The sequence below is a fragment of the Enterobacter sp. MEB024 genome, from assembly GCF_030209635.1.
GTDB lineage: Bacteria > Pseudomonadota > Gammaproteobacteria > Enterobacterales > Enterobacteriaceae > Enterobacter > Enterobacter ludwigii.
In genome coordinates, this window is sequence record NZ_JARVRQ010000003.1 from 58,380 (window position 1) to 81,583 (window position 23,204).

At 53.4% G+C, this 23,204-nt stretch carries 22 protein-coding genes; 17 read left to right on the forward strand and 5 right to left on the reverse strand.

Translation table 11 applies throughout. The annotated features are described in order from the left end of the window. The first annotated feature begins 18 nt into the window (after positions 1-18). Together yfcE and yfcD are read left to right on the forward strand one after the other, a co-directional pair. A complete protein-coding gene (gene yfcE / locus QRN24_RS06555; RefSeq protein ID WP_020883134.1) occupies positions 19-570 on the forward strand; it encodes a phosphodiesterase in 552 nt (183 codons plus the stop codon). A 55-nt stretch (positions 571-625) separates the two neighbouring features. Next, positions 626-1,180 (forward strand): NUDIX hydrolase YfcD, encoded by a 555-nt coding sequence (gene yfcD / locus QRN24_RS06560; protein WP_014171016.1) that lies wholly within the window; start codon positions 626-628, stop codon positions 1,178-1,180. A 3-nt stretch (positions 1,181-1,183) separates the two neighbouring features. Here the strand turns inward: yfcD and QRN24_RS06565 are convergent, their stop codons facing one another. Then, positions 1,184-2,203 (reverse strand): LacI family DNA-binding transcriptional regulator, encoded by a 1,020-nt coding sequence (locus QRN24_RS06565; protein ID WP_014171015.1) that lies wholly within the window; start codon positions 2,201-2,203, stop codon positions 1,184-1,186. Between the two features lie 238 nt (positions 2,204-2,441). Here QRN24_RS06565 and QRN24_RS06570 point away from each other — a divergent pair, with 238 nt between their 5' ends. The 5 genes from QRN24_RS06570 (at position 2,442) to QRN24_RS06590 (ending at position 6,423) form a co-directional block, all read left to right on the forward strand. After that, a complete protein-coding gene (locus QRN24_RS06570) occupies positions 2,442-2,885 on the forward strand; it encodes a PTS sugar transporter subunit IIA (protein ID WP_032678615.1) in 444 nt (147 codons plus the stop codon). Positions 2,886-2,964: 79 nt separating this feature from the next. Next, positions 2,965-3,237 carry a PTS sugar transporter subunit IIB gene (locus QRN24_RS06575; RefSeq protein ID WP_014171013.1) on the forward strand — a complete coding sequence of 91 codons (273 nt, stop codon included), beginning with the start codon at positions 2,965-2,967 and terminating at the stop codon, positions 3,235-3,237. A gap of 21 nt (positions 3,238-3,258) precedes the next feature. Then, the gene (locus tag QRN24_RS06580) at positions 3,259-4,650 is read left to right on the forward strand and encodes a PTS ascorbate transporter subunit IIC (RefSeq protein WP_020883137.1); all 1,392 of its coding nucleotides are present in this window, start codon (positions 3,259-3,261) and stop codon (positions 4,648-4,650) included. Beyond that, positions 4,647-5,477, forward strand: coding sequence for a transketolase (locus QRN24_RS06585; RefSeq protein WP_073396196.1), 831 nt, complete (start codon positions 4,647-4,649; stop codon positions 5,475-5,477). The genes QRN24_RS06580 and QRN24_RS06585 overlap by 4 nt, the downstream gene beginning before the upstream one ends. Then, on the forward strand, positions 5,470-6,423 hold the full coding sequence (locus QRN24_RS06590) for a transketolase family protein (protein ID WP_025203581.1): 954 nt from the start codon (positions 5,470-5,472) through the stop codon (positions 6,421-6,423). The genes QRN24_RS06585 and QRN24_RS06590 overlap by 8 nt, the downstream gene beginning before the upstream one ends. 44 nt (positions 6,424-6,467) lie before the next feature. On the opposite strand, the gene pta is transcribed toward QRN24_RS06590, so the two are convergent. Then, positions 6,468-8,609, reverse strand: coding sequence for a phosphate acetyltransferase (pta, locus tag QRN24_RS06595; RefSeq protein WP_014171009.1), 2,142 nt, complete (start codon positions 8,607-8,609; stop codon positions 6,468-6,470). Positions 8,610-8,685: 76 nt separating this feature from the next. Next, complete coding sequence (ackA, locus tag QRN24_RS06600; protein WP_014171008.1) at positions 8,686-9,888, reverse strand: acetate kinase; 1,203 nt, start codon at positions 9,886-9,888, stop codon at positions 8,686-8,688. Between the two features lie 337 nt (positions 9,889-10,225). On the opposite strand from ackA, the gene yfbV reads away from it, so the two are divergent. From yfbV to QRN24_RS06620, 4 genes are all read left to right on the forward strand, one after another. Continuing rightward, on the forward strand, positions 10,226-10,681 hold the full coding sequence (gene yfbV / locus QRN24_RS06605; RefSeq protein WP_008502875.1) for a terminus macrodomain insulation protein YfbV: 456 nt from the start codon (positions 10,226-10,228) through the stop codon (positions 10,679-10,681). Positions 10,682-10,773: 92 nt separating this feature from the next. Then, positions 10,774-11,268: a YfbU family protein gene (locus QRN24_RS06610; RefSeq protein ID WP_020883140.1), complete on the forward strand. Its 495-nt coding sequence runs from the start codon at positions 10,774-10,776 to the stop codon at positions 11,266-11,268. Between the two features lie 11 nt (positions 11,269-11,279). Beyond that, the gene (locus tag QRN24_RS06615) at positions 11,280-11,939 is read left to right on the forward strand and encodes a sugar phosphatase (protein WP_044857016.1); all 660 of its coding nucleotides are present in this window, start codon (positions 11,280-11,282) and stop codon (positions 11,937-11,939) included. A gap of 75 nt (positions 11,940-12,014) precedes the next feature. Continuing rightward, positions 12,015-13,847, forward strand: a complete 1,833-nt coding sequence (locus tag QRN24_RS06620; RefSeq protein WP_014171004.1) for an SLC13 family permease — start codon at positions 12,015-12,017, stop codon at positions 13,845-13,847. A 40-nt stretch (positions 13,848-13,887) separates the two neighbouring features. On the opposite strand, the gene yfbR is transcribed toward QRN24_RS06620, so the two are convergent. Both yfbR and alaA read right to left on the reverse strand, forming a co-directional pair. After that, the gene (gene yfbR / locus QRN24_RS06625; RefSeq protein WP_014171003.1) at positions 13,888-14,487 is read right to left on the reverse strand and encodes a 5'-deoxynucleotidase; all 600 of its coding nucleotides are present in this window, start codon (positions 14,485-14,487) and stop codon (positions 13,888-13,890) included. Between the two features lie 93 nt (positions 14,488-14,580). Beyond that, positions 14,581-15,795, reverse strand: coding sequence for an alanine transaminase AlaA (alaA, locus tag QRN24_RS06630; RefSeq protein WP_284942516.1), 1,215 nt, complete (start codon positions 15,793-15,795; stop codon positions 14,581-14,583). 941 nt (positions 15,796-16,736) lie between these two features. Here alaA and lrhA point away from each other — a divergent pair. The 6 genes from lrhA to nuoF all read left to right on the forward strand — a co-directional run bounded on the left by lrhA (position 16,737) and on the right by nuoF (position 23,165). Next, a complete protein-coding gene (lrhA, locus tag QRN24_RS06635) occupies positions 16,737-17,675 on the forward strand; it encodes a transcriptional regulator LrhA (RefSeq protein ID WP_014171001.1) in 939 nt (312 codons plus the stop codon). A gap of 630 nt (positions 17,676-18,305) precedes the next feature. Continuing rightward, entirely contained in the window at positions 18,306-18,746 is a 441-nt protein-coding gene (nuoA, locus tag QRN24_RS06640) for an NADH-quinone oxidoreductase subunit NuoA (protein ID WP_014171000.1), read from the forward strand. 15 nt (positions 18,747-18,761) lie between these two features. Next, positions 18,762-19,436 carry an NADH-quinone oxidoreductase subunit NuoB gene (gene nuoB / locus QRN24_RS06645; protein WP_003861482.1) on the forward strand — a complete coding sequence of 225 codons (675 nt, stop codon included), beginning with the start codon at positions 18,762-18,764 and terminating at the stop codon, positions 19,434-19,436. An 89-nt stretch (positions 19,437-19,525) separates the two neighbouring features. Beyond that, positions 19,526-21,328, forward strand: a complete 1,803-nt coding sequence (gene nuoC / locus QRN24_RS06650; RefSeq protein WP_014170999.1) for an NADH-quinone oxidoreductase subunit C/D — start codon at positions 19,526-19,528, stop codon at positions 21,326-21,328. A 2-nt stretch (positions 21,329-21,330) separates the two neighbouring features. Then, complete coding sequence (nuoE, locus tag QRN24_RS06655; RefSeq protein WP_014170998.1) at positions 21,331-21,831, forward strand: NADH-quinone oxidoreductase subunit NuoE; 501 nt, start codon at positions 21,331-21,333, stop codon at positions 21,829-21,831. Further along, a complete protein-coding gene (gene nuoF, locus QRN24_RS06660) occupies positions 21,828-23,165 on the forward strand; it encodes an NADH-quinone oxidoreductase subunit NuoF (protein ID WP_014170996.1) in 1,338 nt (445 codons plus the stop codon). The genes nuoE and nuoF overlap by 4 nt, the downstream gene beginning before the upstream one ends. Positions 23,166-23,204: the final 39 nt, after the last annotated feature.

The following is a 23,204-nucleotide window of genomic DNA, read 5'->3' on the forward strand; positions in this document are numbered from 1 at the left end:
ATTTCCAGGGAGTGACTGATGAAACTGATGTTTGCGTCTGATATCCATGGTTCGCTGCCCGCGACCGAGCGTGTTCTTTCTCTGTTTGCTCAAAGCAGGGCGCAATGGCTGGTGATTCTGGGGGATGTGTTAAATCATGGTCCGCGCAATGCGCTGCCGGAAGGCTATGCACCGGCGCAGGTAGCGGAAAAACTCAATCAGTATGCTTCGCGCATTATCGCCGTTCGCGGTAACTGCGACAGTGAAGTGGACCAGATGCTGCTGGATTTTCCCATCACTGCCCCCTGGCAACAGGTGCTGATGGAAAATAGCCGTCTGTTCCTGACCCATGGTCATCTTTTTAGCCCGGAAAATCTCCCGGCACTGGCGGCTGGCGATGTCCTGGTTTACGGTCATACTCATATTCCGGTGGCAGAAAAACGCGGCGAGATATATCACTTTAACCCCGGTTCGGTCAGCATACCGAAAGGTGGAAATTCAGCAAGCTATGGCATGCTCGATGAGAATACGTTAAGCGTAATCGCACTTAATGATCAGCAAGTTATTGCGCAAATAGCGATTAATCCGTAAGTTACACCTCAACTGCAAACGCGCCGAAAGAGCGCTTAGACGAGAAGGTTTCCCGATGGTGGAGCAGAGTCATTTGGCAAGTACAGAGTGGGTTGACATTGTCAACGAAGAGAATGAAGTGATCGCGCAGGCCAGCCGCGAACAAATGCGCGCGGAGCGTCTGCGTCACCGTGCGACATACATCGTTGTGCATGACGGGATGGGCAAAATTCTGGTTCAGCGCCGCACGGACACCAAAGATTTTCTCCCTGGTATGCTGGATGCAACTGCAGGCGGCGTTGTTCAGGCGGATGAAGTTCTGCTGGACTCCGCGCGTCGTGAAGCGGAAGAAGAGTTAGGGATTGCCGGCGTGCCGTTTGCCGAGCATGGTCAGTTCTATTTCGAGGACGAGCATTGCCGCGTCTGGGGCGGGCTGTTTAGCTGCGTTTCCCATGGCCCGTTCGCCCTGCAGGAAGAAGAAGTGAGCGAAGTGAACTGGATGACGCCGGAAGAAATTACCGCGCGTTGCGACGAGTTCACCCCGGATTCGTTAAAAGCGCTGGCGCTGTGGATGACCCGCAACGCTAAAAACGAATCCACGAAAGCGGAAAAAGAGGAAGAGGCGGAGTAAGCCTCAACAGCTCTCCCGCAGACACAGGCTGGACGCGATAGGTTTATGATCGCGCCAGTCTCCATCATTCAGACGTTCCAGTAACGCGCGTCCCGCTTCAATCCCAATCTTACGATGTGGCACAGCCATGGTCGTCAGCGGTGGCTGACAGACCCGGCTGACGTCGCTATCGCCAAAACCTACCACGGCCAGATCGTCCGGTACTTTTATACGCCGACGCTGGCATTCATAAAGTGCCCCGCAGGCCAGTTCATCCGACACGCACACCAGTGCATCCAGCTCCGGCCACGCCAGCAGGAACTCCGGCAGTTGCGCCGCACCCGTGGAAAAACTCGGTGGCATGGCGGCGTTAATCACCCGGTTTGGTGACATATGGTGGCGAAGCATCGCTTTGTACCAGCCCTGTAAATGCTGCTGGAAAATCCACTGCTCCTGGTTAGCGCACAGCAGGCCAATATTCTGGTAGCCACGCTTAATAACCATCTCCGTCAGTTCGTACATCGCCGCGACGTTATCAATCCCGATATTCATATCGATAGGATCGGCGCGCATGGCCCCCATTTCCATGACCGGAATGGAGGCGTTTTTCAGCCAGTGGCGGACAGTATCGGAGTGTTCAACGCTGAGCAAAATCGCAGCGGCAATGTTCGACGCCAGCAGCGTCTCCAGCAATTTTTCTTCCTGCTCGAGTCGATGCTGTGATTCGGCCAGCATGATCTGGTATCCGGCAGGCTGCAGTACCTGCTGAAGCCCGGCGAACATCTCCGAGCAACCGGATTCGGAGAGATTAGGAACGACCATCGCAATCGTCCATGACGATGCCGAGGCCAGCGCGCTGGCAGCGAGATTAGGCATGTAACCCAATTCCTGTACAGCGGCTTCTATTTTTTCTCGCAGTTTATCGGAAACCTGTTCAGGCGTGCGGAGTGCACGGGACACGGTCATCGTGCCCACCCCGGCAAGCTGTGCGACATCGGCGAGTGTCACTTTACCGGTACTGCGCCGTTTTCGGGTTAGAGACATACACCTTCCTGCTGACCAGACGCGTTTTTATTATCATCCTTCGTTTCACGTGAAACGCAGTATACGCCTTAAATCCCTTTTTTTGCTGTGAATTCACACCATGATTACAATTTGATAGCGCTATCACACTTCTGAATGTTAGCGATTGGTAGCGCTATCTTTGTGATCCCGATCGCAGTCAATAAGGGATGTGTTGAATAAAGTTTGCTCATCTTTTGCATTGTGGCGGGACGGAGAAATGCTGAAAAAGTGGATATATGATACAACCATCACGCTGCAGGAGAGCGTGGAAAGCTGGCCGCAGGCGCTGGAAATATGCGCGAAACCGTTGCTGAATCTGCAGGTGATTGGCCCGGAATACGTGACGGCCATCATTGAGCAGCATCATGCATTAGGACCTTATTATGTGCTGGCACCAGGGCTGGCCATGCCGCATGCGCGGCCGGAAGAGGGGGCCAAAGGATTAGGCCTCTCATTATTAAAACTGAAAAAGGGAGTCTCTTTTGGTGCCGGCGAGTTCGATCCCGTGGATGTTATTATTATGCTCGCGGCGCCGGATAAACACAGTCACATCGACATGATCTCTGCCCTCGCTGAATTATTTTCCAGCGACGACGATATGGCTGAATTGCATCAGGCGAATACCCTGGAGGACATTAAAACGATTATTGACCGCTTCTGATTTAATTCTCTCATCCGATTTATCACAACATTACGTTTAGCGTGATGGGGCGTGCTCTACTCAAAAAAAGGGGACAACAATGAAAATTATGGCTATTTGCGGTTCAGGCCTGGGCAGTAGTTTTATGGTCGAAATGAATATTAAAAAGGTGCTCAAGAAGCTGGCCATTGACGCCGACGTTGAACACTCCGATCTCTCCTCGGCAACGCCGGGTGCCGCCGATCTTTTCGTGATGGCGAAGGACATTGCCGCCAGTGCCAGCGTGCCGGAAAGCCAGCTGGTGGTGATCAACAACATCATTGATATCAACGAACTCGAAGCGCAGCTCCGCGCCTGGTTCGACAGACAATAATCCTGATAAGGCGAGGTGGATATGTTTATCCTTGAAACGCTGAATTTCGTTGTTGATATATTAAAAGTCCCGTCGGTGCTGGTGGGCTTAATAGCCTTAATTGGCCTGGTCGCTCAAAAGAAATCTTTTTCTGATGTGGTGAAAGGGACCATTAAAACCATACTCGGTTTTATTGTGCTCGGCGGCGGGGCCACGGTGCTGGTTGGGTCATTAAATCCGTTAGGCGGAATGTTTGAACACGCCTTTAATATTCAGGGCATTATTCCCAATAACGAGGCAATTGTTTCCATTGCGCTGGAGAAATACGGTGCCTCTACCGCGCTGATTATGGCATTCGGTATGGTGGCAAATATCATTGTCGCCCGCTTTACGCGTCTGAAGTATATCTTCCTGACCGGGCATCATACCTTCTACATGGCATGCATGATTGGGGTCATCCTCACCGTGGCGGGCTTTGAGGGCGTTGGTCTGGTCTTTACCGGGTCGCTGATCCTCGGTCTGGTGATGGCCTTCTTCCCGGCGCTGGCGCAGCGTTACATGAAGCGCATTACCGGCAACGATGACATCGCTTTTGGTCACTTCGGTACCCTGGGCTATGTTCTCTCCGGCTGGATTGGCAGTAAGTTCGGCAAAGGCTCTCGCTCGACTGAAGAGATGAACCTGCCGAAGAACCTGAGCTTCCTGCGCGACAGCTCTATCTCCATCTCGCTGACCATGATGATCATCTACCTGATCATGGCGGTGAGCGCCGGGCGTGACTACGTTGAGGCGACCTTTAGCGGCGGTCAGAACTACCTGGTCTATGCCATCATCATGGCCATCACGTTCGCCGCGGGGGTGTTCATCATCCTGCAGGGTGTGCGCCTGATTCTGGCGGAAATCGTCCCGGCCTTTACCGGCTTTTCTGAAAAACTGGTGCCGAATGCACGTCCGGCTCTGGACTGCCCGGTTGTCTATCCGTATGCGCCAAATGCGGTGCTGATTGGCTTCCTGTTCAGCTTCCTTGGCGGGCTTGTGGGTCTGTTTATCTGTGGGCAGTTCAGCTGGGTGCTGATTCTGCCTGGTGTGGTGCCGCACTTCTTCACCGGCGCTACCGCGGGCGTGTTTGGTAACGCCACCGGGGGACGTCGTGGAGCGATGATTGGTGCGTTTGCCAACGGCCTGCTGATCACCTTCCTGCCGGTTCTGCTGCTGCCGGTGCTGGGGGCAATTGGATTTGCCAATACCACGTTCTCGGACGCTGACTTTGGCGCTGTCGGGATCGTGCTGGGTAACCTGGCGCGCTTCCTGTCGCCGCTTGCCATCACCGGCCTTGTTGTGGCGTTGTTCGCACTGCTGGTGGCGTACAACGTATTCGCTAAAAACAAATCTGCGGGCGATAACGCGCAGGAAAACACCGGAGCCAAATCATGAATGAGAATGAGATAACCCATCTGGCGCGTCAGATCCGCCTTGAAACGCTGAAAATGCTGACCCAGCTGGGCTTTGGTCACTACGGCGGCAGTATGTCGGTTGTTGAAACCCTGGCCGTGTTGTACGGAGCAGTGATGAAAATTGACCCGGCCGACCCGGACTGGCCAGAGCGTGACTACTTTGTCTTGTCAAAAGGACATGCTGGTCCCGCGCTGTACAGCACCCTGGCGATCAAAGGCTACTTCCCGATGGAAGAACTGAGCACGCTGAACCAGAACGGTACGCGTCTGCCGAGCCATCCGGACCGGCTAAAAACGCGCGGGGTGGATGCCACCACCGGCTCGCTGGGGCAGGGGATTTCCATCGCCGGTGGAATGGCGCTGTCGCATAAGCTGGCGGGACGCCCCAACCGGGTTTTCTGTATCGTCGGCGACGGCGAGCTGAACGAAGGGCAGTGCTGGGAAGCGTTCCAGTTTATTGCACACCATCGACTGAATAGCCTGACGGTATTCGTTGACTGGAACAAACAGCAGCTTGATGGCGAACTCGACGACATTATCTGTGCGTTCGATCTGGAAGGAAAATTCCGTGCCTTCGGGTTTGACGTGGTGACGGTGAAAGGAGATGACATTCCGGCACTGCTGGAGGTGACATCGCTGGTTCCGGCGGCGGATGCTCGCCCGCTGGTGGTGATCCTCGACAGTATCAAAGGGCAGGGCGTGCCGTATCTGGAGCAACTGAGTAACTCGCACCATCTGCGATTAACCGCCGAGAGCAAGGCGGCCCTCAACGAGACGATTCGCCAACTGGAGGCTTCACATGATTAAGGTTGCACCTGCAGGTCAGAAAGACGCCGTCGAGATGCGTAAAGTCTACGCGGGGTTTGTGGCACAGCAGATTGAAGCCGGGAGCGACATTATCGCCCTCGAGGCGGATCTGATGAGCTCAATGGCGATGGATGGCGTGGCACGTGATTATCCGCAGCATGTGATTAACTGCGGCATCATGGAAGCTAACGTTATGGGGACGGCGGCGGGGCTGTCGCTGACCGGACGCAAGCCGTTCGTGCATACCTTTACCGCCTTCGCCAGCCGTCGCTGTTTCGACCAGCTGTTTATGTCCCTGGACTACCAGCGTAACAATGTGAAGGTCATTGCTTCAGATGCCGGCGTGACGGCCTGTCATAACGGCGGCACGCATATGTCGTTTGAAGATATGGGCATCGTGCGGGGGCTTGCCCATTCGGTGGTGCTGGAGGTAACGGATGCGGTGATGTTTGAAGATGTACTGCGCCAGCTTATTGACCTCGAAGGTTTCTACTGGGTGCGTACCATCCGTAAGCAGGCCCCGAGCGTGTATGCGCCGGGTTCGACATTTACGCTTGGCAAGGGCAACGTACTGCGCGAAGGCAGTGACATCACCCTGATTGCCAACGGCATTATGGTGGCGGAAGCGCTTGAAGCGGCGCGTCAGCTCGAACAGGAGGGCGTCAGCGCCGCGGTGATCGACATGTTTACCCTTAAGCCGATTGACCGGATGCTGGTGAAAAACTACGCCGAGAAAACCGGACGTATCGTGACCTGCGAAAACCACAGCATTCATAACGGGCTGGGATCGGCAGTGGCGGAAGTGCTGGTGGAAACCTGTCCGGTGCCGATGCGTCGGGTGGGCGTGAAGGAGCGTTACGGCCAGGTGGGGACACAGGACTTCCTGCAGAAGGAGTATGGCCTGACGGCACACGACATTGTGTCGGCGGCGAGGGAGTTGTTGTAAATAAAAAAGGCGACCCTCGGGTCGCCTTTTTAGTCAGTAACGTATTACTGCTGTTGTGAAGACTGGATCGCGGTCAGAGCGATGGTGTAGACGATATCGTCAACCAGCGCGCCACGGGACAGGTCGTTCACAGGTTTGCGCATACCCTGCAGCATTGGCCCGATGGAGATCAGGTCTGCAGAACGCTGTACCGCTTTGTAGGTGGTGTTACCGGTGTTCAGATCCGGGAAGATGAACACGGTAGCGCGACCCGCAACCGGTGAGTTCGGTGCTTTGGATTTCGCAACGTCAGCCATAACCGCGGCATCATACTGCAGTGGACCGTCGATCATCAGGTCAGGACGTTTTTCCTGCGCCAGACGCGTCGCTTCACGGACTTTCTCTACATCGCTACCTGCACCAGAAGTACCGGTGGAGTAGGAGAGCATTGCCACGCGAGGTTCAATACCGAAGGCAATCGCGGAATCGGCAGACTGAATAGCAATCTCAGCCAGCTGCTCTGCAGTTGGATCCGGGTTGATCGCACAGTCACCGTAAACGTAAACCTGTTCAGGCAGCAGCATGAAGAACACGGAAGACACCAGAGAACTGCCTGGCGCCGTTTTGATCAGCTGCAGCGGTGGACGGATGGTGTTCGCCGTGGTGTGAACCGCACCGGAAACCAGACCGTCAACTTCGTCCTGCTCCAGCATCAGCGTGCCCAGCACAACGTTGTCTTCAAGCTGCTCACGCGCAACGGCTTCGGTCATGCCCTTGCTCTTACGCAGCTCAACCAGGCGCGCAACGTAGCTTTCGCGAACCACTTCCGGGTCGACGATTTCAATACCTGCACCCAGCTCAACGCCCTGAGAGGCAGCAACGCGGTTAATTTCATCCGGGTTACCCAGCAGCACACAGGTCGCGATGCCGCGCTCTGCACAGATGGCAGCCGCTTTAACGGTACGTGGTTCGTCGCCTTCTGGCAGAACAACACGTTTGCCCGCTTTACGCGCCAGCTCGGTCAGCTGGTAACGGAAGGCCGGAGGAGACAGACGACGGCTGCGCTCGGAGGTCGCCGTCAGGGATTCAATCCAGTCTGCGTTGATGTAGCCCGCAACGTATTCCTGCACTTTCTCGATACGCTCATGGTCATCAACCGGCACTTCCAGGTTGAAGCTCTGCAGGCTCAGAGAGGTCTGCCAGGTGTTGGTGTTCACCATAAAGACTGGCAGGCCAGTGGCGAACGCACGTTCGCACAGCTTGCTTACGCGTGGATCCATCTCGTAAGCACCGGTCAGCAGAATGGCACCGATTTCCACACCGTTCATCGCGGCCAGGCACGCAGCAACAAGCACGTCAGGACGGTCAGCGGAGGTCACGAGCAGGGAGCCTGCGCGGAAGTGTTCCAGCATGTGCGGAATGCTACGCGCACAGAAGGTCACAGACTTCACGCGGCGGGTGTTGATGTCGCCTTCGTTAATCACGGTAGCGTTCAGGTGACGCGCCATGTCGATTGCACGGGTAGCAATCAGGTCGAAGCTCCATGGCACCACGCCCAGTACTGGCAGCGGGCTGGAATCCTGCAGAGTCGCCGGATCAACTTTAACCACTTTCGCTTTAGAAGAGTCATCGAAGATTTCGGACAGGTCAGGACGGGTACGACCTTGTTCATCAACCGGTGCGTTCAGTTTGTTAACGATAACGCCAGTGATGTTGGTATTTTTCGCGCCGCCGAAGCTGCTGCGGGTCAGTTCGATACGCTCTTTCAGCTGTTCCTGGTTATCGGTACCCTGGGACATGACGAACACGATTTCAGCATTCAGCGTTTTCGCGATTTCGAAGTTCAGAGACTGAGCGAACTGGTGTTTGCGGGTCGGGACCAGGCCTTCAACCAGCACCACTTCCGCGTCTTGCGTGTTAGCGTGGTAGTTGGCGATGATCTCTTCCATCAGCACGTCTTTCTGGTTGCTGGAGAGCAGAGATTCAACGTGGCTCATCTTCAGCGGTTCAGCCGCTGGCAGATTGGAGTTCTTACGCACGATGGTGGTGGTCTGGTCTGGCGCATCGCCACCGGCACGAGGCTGGGCGATAGGCTTAAAGACGCTCAGACGAACGCCTTTGCGTTCCATAGCACGGATAACGCCAAGGCTGACGCTGGTCAGACCGACGCTGGTTCCGGTAGGGATCAGCATAATAGTACGGGACACGGTTTATCCTCTTTCGTTACCGCCGACAGGGGGCGGGCTACAAAACAGCACCGCCAGCATTGCTGGCGGTGTGGAATCAGGCAGTCAGGCGGTGCGCGTCTTGCGCGATGACCAGCTCTTCGTTAGTTGGGATAACGATAGCCGGACGGGTGCCTTCTTTGTTGATGAAGCCAGACTTGCCGAAGCGGGCAGCCAGGTTACGCTCGTGGTCAACTTCGAAGCCCAGAACGCCCAGTTTACCCAGGGACAGTTCACGAACCATTGCCGCGTTCTCACCGATACCACCGGTGAAGATTACCGCGTCCAGACGACCATCCATCAGCGCAGTGTAAGAGCCGATGTACTTCGCCAGACGGTGGCAGTAAACGTCCATTGCACGTTTAGCGTCTGCTTTTTCTGCGTAGTTGTCTTCAACATAACGGCAGTCGCTGGTGACTTCGGTCAGACCCAGCAGGCCAGACTCTTTGGTCAGCATTTTGTTGATCTGATCAACGCTCATGCCCAGGGTGTCGTGCAGGTGGAAGATGATCGCCGGGTCGATGTCACCGGAACGGGTACCCATCACCAGACCTTCCAGCGGGGTCAGACCCATGGATGTATCAACACATTTACCGTTGCGGATAGCAGAAACAGAACCACCGTTGCCCAGGTGGCAGGTGATGATGTTAACTTCTTCAACCGGCTTGTTCAGCACTTTAGCGGCTTCCTGAGTCACATAGAAGTGGCTGGTGCCGTGCGCGCCGTAGCGACGAACGCCGTGCTCTTTGTACAGGCTGTACGGCAGGGCATAGAGGTAAGATTCTTCCGGCATGGTCTGGTGGAACGCAGTGTCGAACACAGCCACGTTTTTGTCTTTCAGCTGCGGGAAGGATTTCAGCGCTTCAGCGATACCGATCAGGTGAGCTGGGTTGTGCAGCGGTGCGAAAGAGGCAGAGTCTTTAATGCCCTGAATAACCGTTTCGTCGATAACGACGGAACGGGTGTATTTTTCGCCGCCGTGGACGATACGGTGACCAATCGCAGTCAGCTGAGCAGACAGTTCTGGTTTTTGTGCCAGAATAGTGTTAACGATAAAGTTCAGCGCTTCACTGTGAGCGGCGCCTGCACCTAAAGCCGCTTCCTGTTTGCTGCCGTCCATCTTCCACTTGATACGTGCTTCAGGCAGATGGAAACATTCGGCCAAACCAGAGAGGTATTCGTCACCGTTGAGCGCATCGATGATGGCGAATTTCAGTGAGGAGCTACCGCAGTTCAGAACCAGTACTAACTTACTCGACATGGAAGTACCTATTATTGATACGTGGCTAAAAAAACGTCAGGGAGTCTAAAAGCGTAACGCATAATGACTCAGACATTTATGATTAACATCATGCCAAACGAACATTGTGGCATGATGGAAGAAATACATATGATTTTATGCCATTTTGAACATTTTTCAGCCAATGGCATAATATGCGATAATTTGACGAGTTAATGGTTCTCGTCTAAGGGCCTATCAGGCTGGCACAGAATACCCGATACGGGGTGCTGATGACAAAATATTTTGAACGTTGTCATAGCCTGTTGTGGTTTTGCACGAAAATTTTAATTTTTATATGTGAAGTTGAGGTACAGCCATGTCGACACCAGAGAACCCGTCCGTGAATTTTTTCAGTCTGTTTCGTCGGGGACAGCATTACGCAAAGACGTGGCCAATGGAAAAGCGCCTTGCGCCCATGTTTATTGAGAACCGCACGATCCGCGCCACGCGCTATGCGATTCGCTTTATGCCACCTGTCGCCATCTTTACGCTCTGCTGGCAAATCGCGCTGGGCGGGCAGCTTGGCCCGGCCGTTGCGACGGCACTTTTCGCGTTAAGTCTGCCGATGCAGGGTCTGTGGTGGTTAGGTAAACGTTCTATCACGCCACTCCCGCCTTCTATTTTACACTGGTTTTATGAAGTTCGCGGGAAACTGGAGGAAGCCGGGCAGGCGCTTGCCCCGGTCGAAGGCAAGCCCGATTACCAGGCGCTGGCTGACACGCTCAAGCGCGCTTTTAAGCAACTCGACAAAACATTCCTCGATGACTTGTGATTGATCATCGAAACGACGAATAAAAGAAGGCACAGTAACTCAACGTTACCGTGTCTTTTTTTTACAGTGCAATGCGCTACAGGAGTCGAAAGATGGAAATGACCCATGCTCAACGTCTGATTTTGTCCAACCAGTACAAAATGATGACTATGCTTGATCCCGATAACGCTGAGCGCTACAGCCGCCTGCAGACAATCGTCGAACGTGGCTTTGGTTTGCAGATGCGTGAACTGGACCGCGAGTTTGGTGAGATGAAAGAAGAAACCTGCCGCACCGTGATCGACATTATGGAGATGTATCACGCCCTGCATGTTTCCTGGACCAATCTCAAAGATCAGCAGTCCATTGACGAACGTCGCGTCACCTTCCTGGGCTTTGATGCCGCAACGGAAGCGCGTTATCTGAGCTATGTGCGTTTTATGGTGAACACAGAAGGGCGCTATACCCATTTTGACGCGGGCACACACGGCTTCAATGCGCAGACCCCAATGTGGGAAAAATATCAGCGCATGCTGAGCGTCTGGCACGCCTGCCCGCGCCAGTACCATTTAAGTAACAATGAGATTCAACAAATTATTAATGCCTGACGGAGGTGCTTGTGCAGTGTAGAGGTTTTCTGTTTGATTTGGACGGTACGCTGGTGGATTCGCTGCCGGTTGTGGAGCGTTCATGGTGCCATTGGGCGGACAGACATGGCATTGACCATCAGGAAGTACTGAATTTTATCCATGGCAAACAGGCCATAACCTCATTGCGGCACTTCTTAGCAGGACGTTCTGAGGAAGAGATTCAGGCGGAGTTCAGCTATCTTGAGCACATTGAAGCCACCGACACGGATGGCATCACAGCGCTGCCGGGGGCGCGTGAACTGCTTGAACATCTGAACGAAGCCCAAATCCCGTGGGCGATCGTCACCTCCGGCTCGGTGCCCGTTGCCCATGCCCGCCACAAGGCCGCAGGGTTACCGACGCCCGACGTGTTTATCACGGCAGAGCGCGTGAAGCGCGGCAAGCCTGAACCGGATGCCTTTTTACTCGGTGCCGAACTGCTTGGCCTGGCACCAGCCGATTGTGTGGTGGTGGAGGATGCGGCAGCAGGCGTCCTGGCGGGGTTGAACGCCGGAAGCCACGTCATCGCCGTTAACGTTCCGGCGGGTTCACCCCGCCTGATCGAGGCGGATCTGGTGCTTAACACGCTGACGGCGATTAACGTTGCGAAGGCACCGGACGGAGTTGTAACCGTCTCGCTTAAAATGTAATCCCATGATATAGCCCCACATTGTTGGGGCTTTTTTATGGCAAAATTTTGTCTCCTCCACTGACAAGGATATGTTGTGAACGGTGAACTGATTTGGGTCCTGAGCCTGCTTTTAATCGCCATCCTTCTCTTTGCCTCAGGCAAGGTGCGCATGGATGCCATCGCCTTGTTTGTCATCGTTGCCTTTGTGCTGAGCGGTACGCTCACGCTGCCGGAGGCTTTCTCCGGATTTAGTGATCCCAACGTTATCCTGATTGCCGCCCTGTTTATTATTGGCGACGGGCTGGTGCGCACTGGCGTGGCGACCATTATGGGGTCGTGGCTGGTCAAGGTGGCCGGCAACAGCGAAACCAAAATGTTGATCTACCTGATGCTGACGGTTGCCGGGCTGGGGGCGTTTATGAGCTCCACGGGCGTCGTCGCCATCTTTATCCCGGTGGTGCTGAGCGTCTCCATGCGGATGCAAACCTCGCCGTCGCGCCTGATGATGCCTCTGAGCTTTGCCGGTCTTATCAGCGGGATGATGACGCTGGTGGCGACCCCACCGAACCTGGTCGTCAACAGTGAGCTAATCCGCGAAGGGTTTGAAGGCTTTAGCTTTTTCAGCGTGACCCCACTTGGACTGGTGATTCTGGTGCTGGGCGTGGTCTACATGCTGTTAACCCGTTTTGCCCTGAAGGGGGAAAAACAGGATAAAAGCAAAGACGGCTGGAAACGACGAACCTTCCGCGATCTGATCAAAGAGTACCGTCTGACCGGGCGGGCGCGCCGTCTGGCTATCCGCCCCGGCTCGCCCCTCATTGGCCAGCGTCTTGACGACCTGAAGCTGCGCGAGCGCTATGGCGCGAACGTGATCGGCGTAGAGCGCTGGCGTCGTTTTCGGCGGGTGATTGTTAACGTCAACGGGGTGTCGGAATTCCGTGCACGCGACGTTTTGCTGATTGATATGTCCACCGCCGATGTCGATTTGCGCGAGTTTTGCAGTGAACAGTTGCTGGAACCCATGGTGCTACGTGGGGAGTATTTCTCAGACCAGGCGCTGGATGTCGGCATGGCCGAAGTGTCGCTGATCCCGGAATCAGAATTACTGGGTAAAACCGTGCGCGAAATCGGCTTCAGGACCCGCTATGGGCTAAACGTGGTGGGCTTAAAGCGTGATGGCGTGGCGATGGAAGGGGCGGTAGTGGATGAGCCTATCCTGCTCGGTGATATCTTCCTGGTCGTCGGCAACTGGAAACTGATCGGTCAGCTCGGGCAGAAAGGCCGCGACTTTGTGGTACTTAATATGCCGGTTGAAGAGAGCGATGCTTCTCCGGCGCACAGCCAGGCACCGCATGCGATTTTTTGCCTGGTGTTGATGGTCGCACTGATGCTGACTGACGAAATTCCAAACCCCATTGCGGCCATTATCGCCTGTCTTCTGATGGGGAAATTCCGCTGTATTGATGCCGAAAGTGCCTACAAAGCCATTCACTGGCCGAGCATCATTCTGATTGTCGGGATGATGCCCTTTGCCCTGGCGTTACAAAAAACCGGTGGGGTGGATTTGATCGTCAAGGGACTCATGGACGCAGGCGGTGGATACGGGCCTTACATGATGCTGGTCTGCCTGTTTATCATGTGCGCCACGATAGGCCTGTTTATCTCCAATACGGCCACGGCAGTCCTGATGGCACCCATTGCACTGGCGATGGCGAAATCAATGGGGGTTTCGCCGTACCCGTTTGCCATGATCGTCGCTATGGCGGCATCTGCAGCGTTTATGACTCCGGTCTCGTCACCGGTCAATACGCTGGTGCTTGGCCCGGGAAATTACAAATTCAGTGATTTTGTGAAGATAGGCGTGCCCTTCACCGTGCTGGTGATGGTGGTGTGCGTGATACTGATTCCCGTGCTGTTCCCGTTTTAAACCCTGATGCCGGGTGGCGATGTCGCGACCCGGCATACCGTCAGAGAGGGGAGTCCTGACTGATCTCGTCCAGCGACAAATGGAAGCTCGGCACAAACACCTGCATGAAATAATCCATCTCTTCGCTGCGGCGTGATTCCAGCGTTTTTTCCAGACGCGTTTTCGCCAGCAGAAATTCGTTATTCCCCGCGGACAGCTCTTCCAGACATTTCAGGTAAGCGCATAGCGCATCCGCCTGCTTAACCAGCAATTTTTCCTCTTCCGTGTACTGATGCTCATCAATCAGCGGCTCAAAAATATCGCGCAGCTCGTCCGGCACCATGTCGATCAGTTTCTGCTGAGCAATCTTCTCAATGGCCTTATATTCCTGGGCTATCTGCGAGTTGAAATATTTCACGGGTGTCGGTAAATCCCCGGTCAGCACTTCCGAGGCATCGTGATACATCGCCAGCAGGGCAATACGCTCAGCATTAACCTGCCCGTTGAATTTCCGGTTTTTAATGGCAGCCAGAGCGTGAGCGACCATCGCAACCTGCAGACTGTGCTCCGACACATTCTCAGTGCGGACATTGCGCATCAGCGGCCAGCGGTTGATCAGTTTAAGGCGGGAGAGGTGGGCAAAGAAATGACTCTGACTCATAGGTTACCTTTTGTCTTCACTGCGACAGACTTCATTGTGCGGGGAGGGGAGGCAAGATGCAAATCAGGCTACCGAAGTAGCCTGATTTTAAGATTACTGGTGGTAACCTGAGAGGAAACGTCCAAAGCGGCTGATGGCCATCTCGAGGTCATCTTCACGCGGCAGGGTAACGATACGCACGTGATCCGGCCACGGCCAGTTAAAGGCGGTACCCTGCACCAGCAGCACTTTTTCCTGCAGCAGGAAATCGAGCACCATCTTCTGGTCGTCATGAATATTAAAGCGTTTCGCGTCGATTTTCGGGAACATGTAGAGCGCGCCGTTCGGCTTCACGCAGGAGACGCCTGTAATATCGTTGATAAGCTCCCACGCGCGGTTACGCTGCTCATATAAACGCCCGCCTGGCACGATAAACTCGCTGATGCTCTGATAGCCGCCGAGTGCGGTCTGGATAGCATGCTGCGCCGGCACGTTGGCACATAAACGCATAGAGGCGAGCATTTCCAGCCCTTCAATATAGCCTTTCGCATGTTTTTTCGGGCCGTTTAAGACCATCCAGCCCTGACGGAAACCGGCCACACGGTAGGTTTTAGACAGGCCGTTAAAAGTCACGGTCAGCAGGTCCGGAGCCAGTGCGGCGATAGAGTGGTGCTGCGCCGCGTCATACAGGATCTTGTCGTAAATTTCGTCGGCAAAGATGATCAGGTTGTGCTGGCGGGCGATCTCCACGATCTCCATCAGCAGCTCTTTTGAGTAGACCGCGCCCGTTGGGTTGTTCGGGTTAATAATGACGATGCCGCGCGTGCGTGGGGTAATTTTCGCGCGAATATCATCGAGATCCGGGAACCAGTCAGAGGACTCATCGCAAAGATAGTGCACGGCTTTACCGCTGGACAGGGATACGGCCGCCGTCCACAGCGGATAATCCGGCGCGGGAACCAGCATTTCGTCGCCGCTGTTCAGCAGCGCCTGCATGGCCTGCACGATCAGCTCAGAGACGCCGTTGCCGATATAGATATCTTCAACGGTAACATCACGCATATCGCGCGCCTGGTAGTGCTGCATGATGGCTTTTCGTGCGGAGTAAAGTCCTTTTGAATCGCAATAGCCTTGCGCAGTAGGCAGGTTGCGGATCACATCAACCAGAATTTCATCCGGCGCTTCAAAACCAAATGGCGCAGGGTTACCAATGTTGAGTTTCAGAACCTTATTGCCTTCTTCTTCAAGGCGTTTAGCCTCTTTCAGAACCGGGCCACGGATGTCGTAACAGACGTTATCTAGCTTGCTGGATTTTTCGATAGGGGACATGAACCTTTAACCTTTTCGCGATTGTTGCCACTCCCTGCCGTGGAAGTCAGCACGGAATAATGTACTCCCCCCTCGCTTCGTTTTGAAGGGCGGGCAGGAGAAGATTTTGTGGAGTGAATGAAAATGGAGTGAATCTTTTTCGCTATCAGCGAACAATTTAACTGACGTAAAGTAAGGTTAATGGTGTGAAAGTAGGTTTATTGTGCTGTTAAAGAATATAAAAGTTGTATATTGTGCTGATAAAAATAAATAATATCCGCAACCTGCGTGGCAGTTACGCTGAGTGACCTTTCGTAAAACCTGAATGCTTCGTTACGTGGGGTTGTAATAGTGTGCATTGGCTAAAAGTTACTCATGTGAAATTAATGTTAAGTGTTATTAATGAATGGCCTTAATCTAAATTAAAATTTATTTATTATTAACCAACAAAATGCAACTTTAGTTAATTTTAATAAAATTAGTTGAGAAGCTTAACAACCTTCATAAATCCTCAATATTGCAATAAGACTTATAAATAAAGTGGATTTGGGTTAAGATGTCTTTCAGGAAAGCTGGGTACAGATACATATGTATTGTATTTGTGGAACAGGTTTTCTGAATTAATTGATTGTTATTGTTAGAGTTATCTCTGGCCGGAATGGGTTAAACATCTCCTGCTACGTTGACAGCACTGCGAGAAAGATGGCAGAAAGGGTGTATCACCCTTAATGGAATTTACATAAACCTGCAAACATCTAAATATCCTGAACGTTTAAGAGAATAAAAATAACGTCATGAAACGTGCTTTCTGACTGTTGATATTAAAACAGCACAATAACTATCTGTCAGGCAGTCTGCCGGGCCGGGATGCGAGGGAAAACCTTCAGAGGGAATTGCTTAACTGTTACACACACAGCTTCAACCCGGGCAGCTCCGCACGAGCAACCTGAAAGTGAAAAGATATGATAAATGCAAATCGTCCGATAATGAATCTCGACCTCGATCTGCTGAGAACGTTTGTTGCGGTCGCCGATCTCAACACTTTTGCAGCTGCTGCTGCCGCCGTTTGCCGAACCCAGTCCGCCGTTAGCCAGCAAATGCAACGGCTGGAACAACTGGTTGGTAAAGAGCTCTTTGCCCGTCACGGGCGTAATAAGCTCTTAACGGAACACGGTATTCAGCTTCTGGGTTATGCCAGGAAAATACTTCGCTTTAATGACGAAGCATGTATGTCATTAATGTATAGCAACCTGCAAGGGGTGCTAACGTTAGGTGCGTCTGATGAGTCAGCAGACACAATATTGCCATTTCTTCTCAATCGAATTAGTTCGGTTTATCCGAAGCTTGCGCTGGACGTTAGCGTAAAACGAAATGCTTTTATGATTGAGATGCTAAATGAGAATAAGGTCGATCTGGTGGTGACCACGCACCGTCCAGGGCAATTTAATTGCCTGACGTTGCGCACGTCTCCGACGCATTGGTATTGCGCCGCTGAATATGTGCTGCAAAAAGGTGAGCCAATTCCATTGGTATTACTGGATGATCCGAGCCCGTTCCGCGATATGGTGTTGTCGGCGCTCAATGAGGCCAATATTCCATGGCGTCTGGCTTATGTGGCTTCCACATTGCCAGCGGTACGTGCTGCCGTGAAAGCGGGGCTTGGGGTAACGGCCCGTCCGGTCGAAATGATGAGCCCGGATCTGCGCGTACTGGGTAAATCAGATGGTCTTCCTGCTTTGCCTGATACGGAGTATCTGCTCTGCCACAATACGTCCAGCAATAACGAACTGGCGAAAGTCGTGTTCGAGGCGATGGAAAACTACCATAATCCATGGCAGTTCGAACATGTTACCTCCGAAGGGGGGGATGATTCCCTGATCGTTGAAGGGGACTTTGAGTGATCGACAGCTCAAAATTCTGGTAACAATTTGTAAATGTAAAAAAAAGCCACTCACGCGATTTTCGCCTGCAGTGGCTTTTTTTTGGCAGTAATACCCGCGATCACCGCGTGGATTTTTAGGATAGTGTCTATTTATCAGTGAGATAAATGCTTTTGTTCAAATGTTGTGCGTTTCCCGTTCAGTCTCCCTCCAGCTCGCCTCGATGTTAATAAAACAGGAAATATGTTGCTGGTTTTTTGGGTGAATTAACAAAAGCGTGTCTCAGATCAAGAAAATACTCCTCTTTGGGGGGAGGAATCGTTGGCAAATCCTGTCAAAATAGGAGGGTTATTTTTTTTACTTCCAAAACGGACACGATTCAACAACATGCATTTGACGTAAACTCAGGTACCCACCAGGGTTAAAGGGCACCAAATGTTAATGAGAATCGCTCGATGTAATTTAATGTGAAGAAACCTTTGTTAAAGTTGACAAAAGGTTATAGAAAGGAGTAAAAAACCCCATCATTTTGCTGTCTACGTCTCATTTCTGACAGTTAGTGTAAGGTTTTTCGTTCCTCCCCATGAATCGATGTGATGCCCATCTGCCAGCAAGAGCAGTGTCGTAGGTATCACTTTTGATGAGTAAGCAATGAGTATGTCAACATCCACAGAAGTCATCGCTCATCACTGGGCATTCGCAATCTTTCTTATTGTAGCCATTGGCCTGTGCTGCCTGATGTTAGTCGGCGGCTGGTTCCTGGGCGGTCGCGCCCGTGCAAGGCACAAGAACACACCTTTCGAATCAGGTATTGATTCAGTAGGTTCCGCTCGCTTACGCCTGTCTGCCAAGTTCTATCTGGTAGCCATGTTCTTCGTCATCTTTGACGTGGAAGCGCTTTACCTTTTCGCATGGTCAACTTCCATCCGCGAAAGTGGTTGGGTGGGCTTTGTCGAGGCCGCAATTTTCATTTTAGTGTTACTGGCCGGTCTGGTTTATCTGGTGCGTATTGGCGCGCTTGACTGGACGCCTGCGCGTTCACGTCGTGAACACATCAACCCGGAAAACAGTATCTCTAATCGTCAGCAGTAACAGCGAGGCAATAAGATGGATTATACGCTCACCCGCATAGATCCTAACGGTGAGAATGACCGTTACCCCCTGCAAAAACAGGAGATCGTAACCGACCCCCTGGAGCAAGAAGTCAATAAAAGCGTGTACATGGGCAAACTCGAGCATGCCATGCACGATATGGTCAACTGGGGTCGTAAGAACTCCATCTGGCCTTACAACTTTGGCCTTTCTTGCTGCTACGTTGAAATGGTGACGTCATTCACTGCGGTGCATGACGTTGCGCGTTTTGGGGCAGAGGTACTGCGTGCTTCCCCACGTCAGGCTGACCTGATGGTGGTGGCAGGTACATGCTTTACCAAGATGGCACCTGTTATTCAGCGTCTGTATGACCAGATGCTGGAGCCAAAATGGGTTATTTCCATGGGCGCATGTGCAAACTCTGGCGGTATGTACGACATTTATTCCGTCGTACAGGGCGTAGATAAGTTTATTCCAGTGGATGTTTACATCCCGGGTTGTCCGCCGCGTCCGGAAGCTTACATGCAGGCGCTGATGCTGCTGCAGGAGTCTATCGGTAAAGAACGTCGTCCGCTCTCCTGGGTGGTTGGCGATCAGGGTGTTTACCGCGCCAACATGCAGTCTGAGCGCGAGCGTAAACGCGGCGAACGTATTGCAGTAACCAATCTGCGTACGCCTGACGAAATTTAATTTGCGCCTGTGGGCATGGAGTAAACCTTCGCATATCACTACTCAAATAGCGCGAAGCCACGCCCTACAGTCACCACGGACCATTTGCAATGGTGAACAATATGACCGACTTAACCGCGCAAGAAGCCGCCTGGCAAACACGGGATCATCTGGATGACCCTGTCATTGGCGAACTGCGCAACCGTTTTGGGCCGGATGCCTTTACTGTTCAGGCGACCCGCACCGGGGTACCCGTTGTTTGGGTGAAGCGTGAGCAATTACTGGAAGTGGTCGATTTCCTCAAGAAATTGCCAAAACCTTACGTCATGCTGTTTGACTTACACGGCATGGATGAACGTCTGCGTACGCACCGCCAGGGTCTCCCTGCTGCGGATTTTTCCGTTTTCTACCACCTGATCTCAATAGACCGTAATACGGATATCATGCTCAAGGTGGCATTGTCTGAAAACGACATGCATCTGCCGACGATCACTAAACTTTTCCCGAACGCTAACTGGTATGAGCGTGAAACCTGGGAAATGTTCGGGATGACCTTCGACGGCCACCCGCATCTGACGCGCATCATGATGCCGCAGACGTGGACCGGCCACCCGCTGCGTAAAGACTACCCGGCACGTGCGACTGAATTCGACCCGTTTGAGCTGACGAAAGCCAAGCAGGATCTGGAGATGGAAGCGCTGACCTTCAAGCCGGAAGACTGGGGCATGAAACGCGGGACGGAAAACGAGGACTTCATGTTCCTCAACCTCGGTCCAAACCACCCCTCTGCGCACGGTGCTTTCCGTATTATTCTTCAGCTTGATGGCGAAGAGATTGTCGACTGCGTACCGGACATCGGTTACCACCACCGTGGTGCTGAGAAGATGGGCGAGCGTCAGTCCTGGCACAGCTACATTCCGTATACCGACCGTATCGAGTACCTCGGCGGTTGCGTAAACGAAATGCCATACGTGCTGGCCGTTGAGAAACTGGCAGGTATCACCGTACCGGATCGCGTTAACGTTATCCGCGTGATGCTCTCCGAACTGTTCCGTATCAACAGCCACCTGCTGTATATCTCCACGTTCATTCAGGACGTTGGCGCGATGACCCCGGTCTTCTTTGCCTTTACCGATCGTCAGAAAATCTACGATCTGGTAGAAGCCATCACCGGTTTCCGTATGCACCCGGCCTGGTTCCGTATCGGCGGTGTGGCACACGATCTGCCGCGCGGCTGGGAGCGCCTGCTGCGTGAATTCCTCGACTGGATGCCAAAACGTCTGGCTTCTTACGAGAAAGCCGCACTGCGTAACACCATCCTGAAAGGCCGTTCCCAGGGCGTTGCAGCCTACGGTGCGAAAGAAGCGCTGGAGTGGGGTACGACAGGTGCGGGTCTGCGCGCAACCGGTATTGATTTCGACGTGCGTAAAGCCCGTCCTTACTCTGGCTATGAGAACTTCGACTTCGAAGTCCCGGTTGGCGGCGGTGTTTCCGACTGCTACACCCGCGTGATGCTGAAAGTTGAAGAGTTGCGCCAGAGTCTGCGCATCCTTGAGCAGTGCCTCAACAACATGCCGGAAGGCCCGTTCAAGGCGGATCACCCGCTGACGACGCCGCCGCCGAAAGAGCGCACGCTGCAACATATCGAAACCCTGATCACCCACTTCCTGCAGGTTTCCTGGGGTCCGGTCATGCCGGCGCAAGAATCCTTCCAGATGATTGAAGCGACCAAGGGTATTAACAGTTACTACCTGACCAGTGACGGCAGCACCATGAGCTACCGTACCCGCGTGCGTACACCAAGCTTTGCGCACCTGCAGCAGATCCCGTCTGCCATCCGCGGCAGTCTGGTCTCCGACCTGATTGTGTATCTGGGTAGTATCGATTTTGTTATGTCAGATGTGGACCGCTAATTATGCACGAGAATCAACAACCACAAACCGAGGCTTTTGAGCTGAGTGAAGCAGAACGTGCCGCCATTGAGCACGAGATGCACCACTACGAAGACCCGCGTGCGGCGTCCATTGAAGCGCTGAAAATCGTACAGAAACAGCGTGGTTGGGTGCCGGATGGGGCGATCTATGAGATCGCAAAAGTGCTGGGCATTCCGGCAAGTGACGTAGAAGGCGTAGCCACGTTCTACAGCCAGATCTTCCGTCAGCCGGTGGGTCGCCATGTGATCCGCTACTGTGACAGCGTGGTCTGTCACATTACCGGTTATCAGGGCATTCAGGCAGCGATTGAGAAAAAGCTCAATATCAAGCCAGGCCAGACCACGTTCGATGGCCGCTTTACGCTGCTGCCAACCTGCTGCCTGGGGAACTGCGACAAGGGGCCGACCATGATGATTGATGAGGATACTCACAGTTATCTGACGCCGGAAGCCATTCCTGACCTGCTGGAGCAGTACAAATGAAAACTGTAATTCGTACTGCTGAAACTCATCCACTGACCTGGCGTCTGCGTGATGACAAACAGCCGGTATGGCTCGACGAATACCAGAGCAAAAACGGCTATGCCGGTGCGCGTAAAGCCCTGGGCGGCATGGCACCGGACGACATCGTCAGTGCGGTCAAAGACGCTGGCCTGAAAGGGCGCGGCGGCGCAGGCTTTTCCACCGGTCTGAAGTGGAGCCTGATGCCAAAAGACGAATCCATGAACATCCGTTACCTGCTGTGTAACGCTGATGAAATGGAGCCGGGCACCTATAAAGACCGCCTGCTGATGGAACAGCTGCCGCACCTGCTGGTGGAAGGCATGCTGATCTCCGCGTTCGCGCTGAAAGCGTACCGGGGTTACATCTTCCTGCGCGGTGAATACATCGAAGCGGCTGAAAACCTGCGTCGCGCGATTGCCGAAGCCACTGAAGCGGGCCTGCTGGGTAAAAACATCCTTGGCACCGGTTTTGACTTCGAGCTGTTCGTGCACACCGGGGCAGGGCGTTATATCTGTGGTGAAGAGACCGCACTGATTAACTCCCTGGAAGGCCGCCGTGCTAACCCACGTTCCAAGCCACCGTTCCCGGCAAGTTCTGGCGTCTGGGGTAAACCGACCTGTGTAAACAACGTCGAAACCCTGTGTAACGTCCCGGCAATCCTCGCCAATGGCGTGGAGTGGTATCAGGGCATCTCGAACAGTAAGGATGCCGGTACCAAGCTGATGGGCTTCTCCGGTCGCGTGAAGAACCCTGGTGTCTGGGAACTGCCGTTTGGCACCACCGCACGTGAAATTCTTGAAGACTACGCTGGCGGCATGCGTGATGGCCTGAAATTCAAAGCCTGGCAGCCAGGCGGTGCAGGGACCGACTTCCTGACCGAGGCCCATCTTGATCTGCCGATGGAATTCGAAAGCATTGGTAAAGCAGGCAGCCGTCTGGGTACGGCGCTGGCGATGGCCGTCGACCACGAGATCGGCATGGTATCGCTGGTGCGTAACCTCGAAGAGTTCTTTGCCCGCGAGTCCTGCGGCTGGTGTACACCGTGCCGTGATGGTCTGCCGTGGAGCGTGAAGATCCTGCGTGCTATCGAACGTGGTGAAGGCCAGCCTGGCGATATCGAGACACTTGAGCAACTGTGTCGATTCCTGGGCCCAGGGAAAACCTTCTGTGCCCACGCACCAGGCGCCGTTGAGCCACTGCAGAGCGCGATTAAATATTTCCGCGACGAATTCGAAGCAGGCATCAAGCAGCCGTTCAGCAATACCCATGCAATCAATGGGATTCAGCCGAACCTGCTGAAAGCGCGCTGGTAAAACAGAATTTTGATTAACGCTCAGTTACGACTGAGCCAA